At 48.2% G+C, this 6,293-nt stretch carries 5 protein-coding genes; all 5 read right to left on the reverse strand.

Annotation, left to right across the window (positions count from 1 at the left end; translation table 11 throughout):
- The coding region (locus INT22_RS19770) for a glycosyltransferase (protein ID WP_193068777.1) at positions 1-812 on the reverse strand (812 nt) is incomplete at its 3' end.
- A 31-nt stretch (positions 813-843) separates the two neighbouring features.
- A complete protein-coding gene (locus tag INT22_RS19775; RefSeq protein WP_193060325.1) occupies positions 844-2,283 on the reverse strand; it encodes a mannose-1-phosphate guanylyltransferase/mannose-6-phosphate isomerase in 1,440 nt (479 codons plus the stop codon).
- 145 nt (positions 2,284-2,428) lie between these two features.
- Positions 2,429-3,805, reverse strand: a complete 1,377-nt coding sequence (locus INT22_RS19780) for an undecaprenyl-phosphate glucose phosphotransferase (protein ID WP_226912954.1) — start codon at positions 3,803-3,805, stop codon at positions 2,429-2,431.
- A 9-nt stretch (positions 3,806-3,814) separates the two neighbouring features.
- Positions 3,815-5,266: a TolC family outer membrane protein gene (locus INT22_RS19785; RefSeq protein WP_193060326.1), complete on the reverse strand. Its 1,452-nt coding sequence runs from the start codon at positions 5,264-5,266 to the stop codon at positions 3,815-3,817.
- Positions 5,266-6,252: an HlyD family type I secretion periplasmic adaptor subunit gene (locus tag INT22_RS19790; protein ID WP_446718971.1), complete on the reverse strand. Its 987-nt coding sequence runs from the start codon at positions 6,250-6,252 to the stop codon at positions 5,266-5,268. The genes INT22_RS19785 and INT22_RS19790 overlap by 1 nt, the downstream gene beginning before the upstream one ends.
- Positions 6,253-6,293: the final 41 nt, after the last annotated feature.

The raw sequence follows: 6,293 nt of genomic DNA on the forward strand, positions 1-6,293 counted from the left end.
AACGCTTGGGTGCGCTCTAGATGGTCGACTAAAACGTTGTCAGGTTGGTAACCCATAAGCGTTACATTCGGGCCTGCTAGTGATGCAAGCTTGGCATAATCCGGCCCATCGCCGATGACAATGAGCTGCCTTTCTGGGGTTTTATTGAAAGCTTCTATGACCAAGTCGATACGCTTATAGGGCACCATTCGCGAGGCGGTTAGGTAAAAACTTTCTCTGGGACGGTCATAGCAAAACTTATCCACATCTACCGGTGGATAAATCACTTCAGCTTCGCGGCGATAGCAGGTTTCAATGCGCCGCTTTATATAATTCGAAATGGCGACAAAGTGATCAACGCGCTGGGCGCTTATATAATCCCATTGGCGAAGTCGATGCAGTTGCCAGCGCATCAGCCAGCTCATAACACCTTTCTCTTTTCCTGACTGACGTAAGTATTGGTGCTGCATGTCCCAGGCGTAACGCATGGGGCTGTAGCAGTAACAGATATGAACGGCATTGGGGTCAGAAATAACCCCCTTTGCCACCGCATGGCTGCTGGATAAAATCAGGTCGAACCCTTTGAGGTCGAACTGCTCTACCGCTAACGGCATGAGTGGCAAATATTGCCTGTAGCGCTTTTTGGCAAAGGGTAATCGCTGAATAAAACTGGTGTGGATAACATGACGCTCAAGAGCGGGATTAGCGCCCTGCTCAAGAAAATTGACGGTAGTAAATATCTCAGCTTGAGGGAAACAGTTGAGCAACTCGGCCAGCGCTTTTTCGGCACCAGCCCAGGTGGTCAACCAGTCATGGACAATGGCGACTTTCATTACAGCATTGTGCTCCTATTTTTGCCCACGCTTACTCCCGTCCGTACTTATCGTTATAGCGGACGATGTCGTCCTCCCCAAGGTAGGAGCCGGTCTGAACCTCAATTAGCTTGAGAGGTATCACACCTGGATTTTCAAGGCGGTGTACGGTACCTAACGGTATGTACGTTGATTCATCTTCCGACAGCAGAAAACTACGCAACTTCGATATATCGCCATGGCCTTCCCCTTGAGTAACCTGCGCGGTGCCTTGCACAACCACCCAGTGCTCAGCGCGATGGTGATGCATTTGCAAAGAAAGTTTGCCGCCTGGATTAACGACTATTTCTTTCACCTGAAAGCTATCCGTTAATACCATAGTACGGTAATGCCCCCAGGGTCGATAAACCTGTTGATGCGACTGAAACTCTTTGCGACCCGCCGCTTTAAGGGCGTTGACTATTAGCTTGGTGTCCTGAGCCTGATGCCGGTCAGCTACTAACACTGCATCGTCGGTTTCGACAATGATCAGATCTTTAACGCCAACAGCTGCCACTAAACGTGAATCGCTATAAACTAAGCTGTTCTGGGTTTCATGAAGCATTACATCGCCATGCACGACGTTGCCGCTCTGTTTGTCCTCGATAGAACGCAGTTCATGCAGCGCGTCCCAAGCGCCTATGTCACTCCAGCCAGGAGACATAGGCACAACGGCCGCCTGTTTGGTGTGCTCCATCACCGCATAATCTATGGACTCATTTCTGCATTGGGCAAACGCTGCCTCTTCAATGCGCAAAAAGTCCATATCTTCTGTACGCGCTTGGTAGGCGGCTTGGCAAGAGGTTAAGATATCAGGCGCATACTGCTTTAATGCTTCTAAGTAGCTGCTAGCTTTAAATAGAAATATTCCACTATTCCAGAGGTACTCACCGGTTTTTAAGTAGCTTTCAGCCGCGGCTAAATCCGGCTTTTCGACAAACGCTTCAACGACAAATCCTTCACTCAGTGCTGAACCACGCTTTATGTAGCCATAACCTGTATGCGGCGAAGCTGGCGTAATACCAAACGTCACGAGCTTACCTTGCTGGCTCAGTGTATGGCCCTTTTCTACTGCATCAGAGAATGCTGTTACATCTTTGATCACGTGATCAGCTGGCATTACCAACAATTCGGCTTCTACATTTACTTCAATTGCGGCCAACGCGGCAATTGCTAAAGCAGGCGCTGTGTTCCGACCACAAGGCTCTAGTATAATTTGGCTGCCTTTAAAGCCGACCTGCTGCATTTGTTCGGCAACTAAAAAGCGGTGTTCTTCGTTACATACAATAATGGGGTCGCCTGCATTGGCGACACCTTTCAGACGAAGTGCCGCTTCTTGCAGCAAACTAACATCATCTTTATGTAGGTTCAGAAACTGCTTAGGGTAATGCTCACGAGATACTGGCCATAGGCGCGAACCTGCCCCCCCTGATAAAATTACGGGTAAAATCATAAATTCTCCTTGAGACAAGTAACTTAGTAGCTATCAGCATCCAAACTTAAAAAACTTCATTTAGTATTTTCGCACATACCGTTAAACACTAATCCGCTTCAATTTTTTAAGCAGAGCACTCATTGCTAGCCATAAGCGTACTTTTTTAAGGCTGACCATTAACAAAACCTTTAGTCAAGGTCATCGTTAATATTTTCAAGTCAAATCCTAAAGACCATCGTTCAATATAATATAGGTCGTACTCTACACGCTTCTCCATAAGCTTTACATCGTCAGTTATTCCTCGTAAACCATTGACTTGCGCCCAACCTGTCATTCCAGGTTTTACGCGGTGCCTTTGCATGTAGATATCAATATGATCTTTGTAATGATCGTTGTGGTCCATTGCATGGGGCCTGGGGCCCACCAGTGACATGCGACCTTGAAGAACATTATAAAGCTGAGGCAATTCATCCAGGCTAGTACGCCGCAGAAAACGCCCTAACGGGGTTATCCGCTCATCACGATATAATGCTTGTTTTGTTTGGCTACCATCGTGCAAAAGCATTGTTCTAAACTTGTAGATTCTGAAACGCTTACCATCCAAACCATGACGCTCTTGTTTAAAAAGCACTGGGCCACCCATACTCCACTTGACCGCGACAGCCACAACTAACATTACAGGAAGAAAGATTACAAAAAGCACTAGGCCCAGCACACGATCTTCCAAAGCTTTAATTAAACGCATGGGGCCATTGAGAGGCGTATAATTGAGCTCTAATGAGTAAAGACCTGCCACTTGCGCAATACGATGATTCAGAAACCGTATATCAGGTAGGTCGGGGAAAAAGCGAATACTGGATGGAATACCGGCAAGTAAACGCATTAAGTGGCGAACACGATTACCTTGAATCAAAGGATAACCTAGCCATATTTCGTCAAAACCACGTTGAAATATATTCTCTTTCGCGAAAACAGCTATTCTGTGAAAAAATGTTGCATCGCCCTCATCCACGTAATGCCCTACTACTACATAACCAGCATGGGGCATTTCTACGATTTTTCTTTCTAATAGCACGATATTATCTTTTTTACCGATTAGCAGCACGCGCTTTAAATTGTGCCCTTTTGCACGTAGGTGTCTTAAATACCCATACAACAAGGTACGCATTACACTGCCCACTGCCAAAACTGATAGTGCGGAAACGCCCATCCATAACCGGGAAAAACTCTGTGTGCCCTGAATAGCGACAAGCAATAGGCTGAGCAGGCCTATAGTAGCAATCCATGTGGCGAGATAAATGCCGAGCATGGTGTAAAGACTGCGGCCCCGCCATGGTTGGTAGAGCCCAATTAGCTCACCTACTGCTGGCAGTAATAGACTGCCAATAAGTATTAAAAAAAGATAATCATTGCCATCGGAATCGATATCCGACATTAACCAAAGGGCAACCAATGCCACTAACGTGGCGATACCCGCGTCAAAGCAGCGCATAGCGCGCCGCAACCATTCACTACCCTGGCTTGTTTTAATAACGGCCATAGTTGCTGACTACCGCGCTACCTGCGATGACGTGGACAACGAGGCCAGTAACGACATAATGCGGTCGAGGTCGTCGCTCTCTAAACTACCCACTGAAGAGTTGAGTGCTAGCATATCCAGTGCATAGCTACCGACGGTATCTACATACTGAATACGCTGGTCATAGAGGCTTGCTCTTGCGTCAAGCACATCCACTAGATCTCTCAGCCCCAGTTGCTCGCCCTTCTCGGCAGCTTCTAAAAACAACTGACTTGAGGAAATGGCTTGATTTAGCGCCTCAAGACGGCGTTCACCTCCATTTAGTGCTCTGATACGCTGACGTACCTCCTGGATGGCGAGGTTGCGTTCGTTATCGACGGCTGCTAACCCTGCTTCTATACGCTTTTCACCTTGACGGACGCTAGCATTGGTATAGCCGCCCCGATATATGGGCACGCTAACCTCAACTGTTGCCCGGTAGTCTTCACTCTCCCGTACAGAGTCGTCGCTAACACGATCTGAATAACTAAGATTTAAGTTTAGCTCAGGGTAGTAACCAGAACGTCTGACGCCTGCATCCGCTTGCGTGATTTGCTGCTCTTGTTTAGCCAACAGGACGTTTAGGTTTTGATCGGTGCGTGAAATCCATTCGTCAGCATCACCAATATCACCGTTAAGGGTAACATTGGTCAGCTCACCAGGAGCCGAGCTTTGAAACCTTGGCATTACACCAGTTAGGCGTTCCAGTTCGCTAAGCGCGTTGTCCAACTCATTTTCAGCCTCAACGGCATCAGATACTGCTTGATCGTATCTCGATTGAGCTTCGAGTAGGTCAACACGATTACCAATGCCTAAATCAAACGCCCGACTTGCTTGGCGTACCTGCAGTTCAAGGGAGTCTTGCTGAGACTCTAACAAACCTAATCGCTGCGACGCTAAATAAGCTTTTATATAGGCCTCACTAACTTGTAATGCTAGCTCTTGTTCAACCACAGCCAATTGAAGTTCAGCAGAGCTTACTTGGGCGTTGGCAACATCCATCTTTCGCCAGCGCTCCAAGCTAAAAAGCGGTTGCTGTAGCTGAATTTGATAGTAGGTTTCATCAATTTCAGCAGGGCGTGCTGTATTTCCGAACTGGTCTATTTCATCAACCGTTTGAGTATTTGTTGAATCCTGCCACAAGTACCCGCCCGATGCGCTAACCTGCGGCAATAGCTGCGAACGCGCCATGGGGACTTCTTCACGGGTGGCATCAAGCTCATACCGCTGGCGCGAGAGATCCGCGTCATGGCGTAAAGCCCTGGAAAACAGATCAGGCAACGAGGGCAACGTTTGAGACGTCGACTCACTATTAGCAAGCGCCTCTAATTCAGTAAGGGCTTGCTGACCAGCAGGCACATCATTCTGTGCCAGTGCCGACTGACTTATCAGTGTGACAGCAATTGCGAGCGCACTGAGGGCAAAACGTGGCGTCCGTGTCATTAATCCTCCCGGATAGCGCGAGCTAACATGTCGGTAACAGGCTTGGCAATGTAACTGGCAAAAGTGCGCTCACCGGTTCGAATCATGACTTCCGCTGGCATACCTGAAAGCAGGTGCATTTGCTCTGTCATGTCTTTTTTGCCTTCGTCGCTTACCCGAATGCGCGTTTTGTAATAACGCTGACCGGTGGCCTCGTCTTCAAAGCTGTCCGCGCTGATATGAATGATTTCGCCATCAATAATATTGGTTAACCGTTGATTGAAAGCGGAGAAACGAATTTCAGCAAGCTGCCCTATAAAAAGACTATCTATATCCCTTGTGGGCACACGAGCTTCTACCACGAAACCGTCGTTCGAAGGCACGACTTCCATAATGGGGTCACCAGGGCGAACAACTGCGCCTACTGTATGCACTTGGCGACCAACAACAGTACCTGATACGGGAGCCGCAATAACGGTTCGGTTCACCTGGTCGGTCAGCGAGGTTATACGCTCTTCTGCCTCTGCGATTTGTGCTTGGGCATCGCGCAACTGCTCACCTACTTCAGCTTGAAACTCTTGCAGCGTTGTCTCTTTTTGCATGCGGTTTTCGCTAATTTGCGACCGGAGCTGGGCAATGTTCGATTGAAACTCGGCATTATCACCCTGGTATTGCAGTATTTGCCGTTCAAGCTCACGCAGGCGCTGATTGTCGCCTAGCCCTTCACGATATAGCGAGCGGAAGTCTTCCGCTTCAGAGCGCAGCGAATTAATACGCTGGTTATTGACACTGATCCGTGATTCTAGACCATCGATCTGCTCTTGCATCTGGATAATCTGCTGATCCATGGCATCCAGAGTGCCTTGTAACGATTGACGGCGGGCATGGAACAGACTTTGCTGAACAGCCGTTACCTGTTTAGCTCGGTCATCGTTGACCGACTGAAGTTCTTCAGGCATTTCGAGCGTTTCGGCGCCCTGCTGCTCGGCCAGCAAGCGCACCTCCATGGCACGGTTTATATAGTATTGTGACTGGGCAATTTCTAACT

Origin of the sequence: Halomonas sp. 3D7M, assembly GCF_014897885.1 — a bacterium.
Lineage (GTDB): Bacteria > Pseudomonadota > Gammaproteobacteria > Pseudomonadales > Halomonadaceae > Vreelandella.

Bases quoted from the DNA above. Each gene is read 5' to 3' on its own strand.
- INT22_RS19775 (WP_193060325.1), bottom strand. From the start codon at position 2,283: ATGATTTTACCCGTAATTTTATCAGGGGGGGCAGGTTCGCGCCTATGG.
- INT22_RS19780 (WP_226912954.1), bottom strand. From the start codon at position 3,805: ATGGCCGTTATTAAAACAAGCCAGGGTAGTGAATGGTTGCGGCGCGCT.
- INT22_RS19785 (WP_193060326.1), bottom strand. From the start codon at position 5,266: ATGACACGGACGCCACGTTTTGCCCTCAGTGCGCTCGCAATTGCTGTC.
- INT22_RS19790 (WP_446718971.1), bottom strand. From the start codon at position 6,252: ATGGAGGTGCGCTTGCTGGCCGAGCAGCAGGGCGCCGAAACGCTCGAA.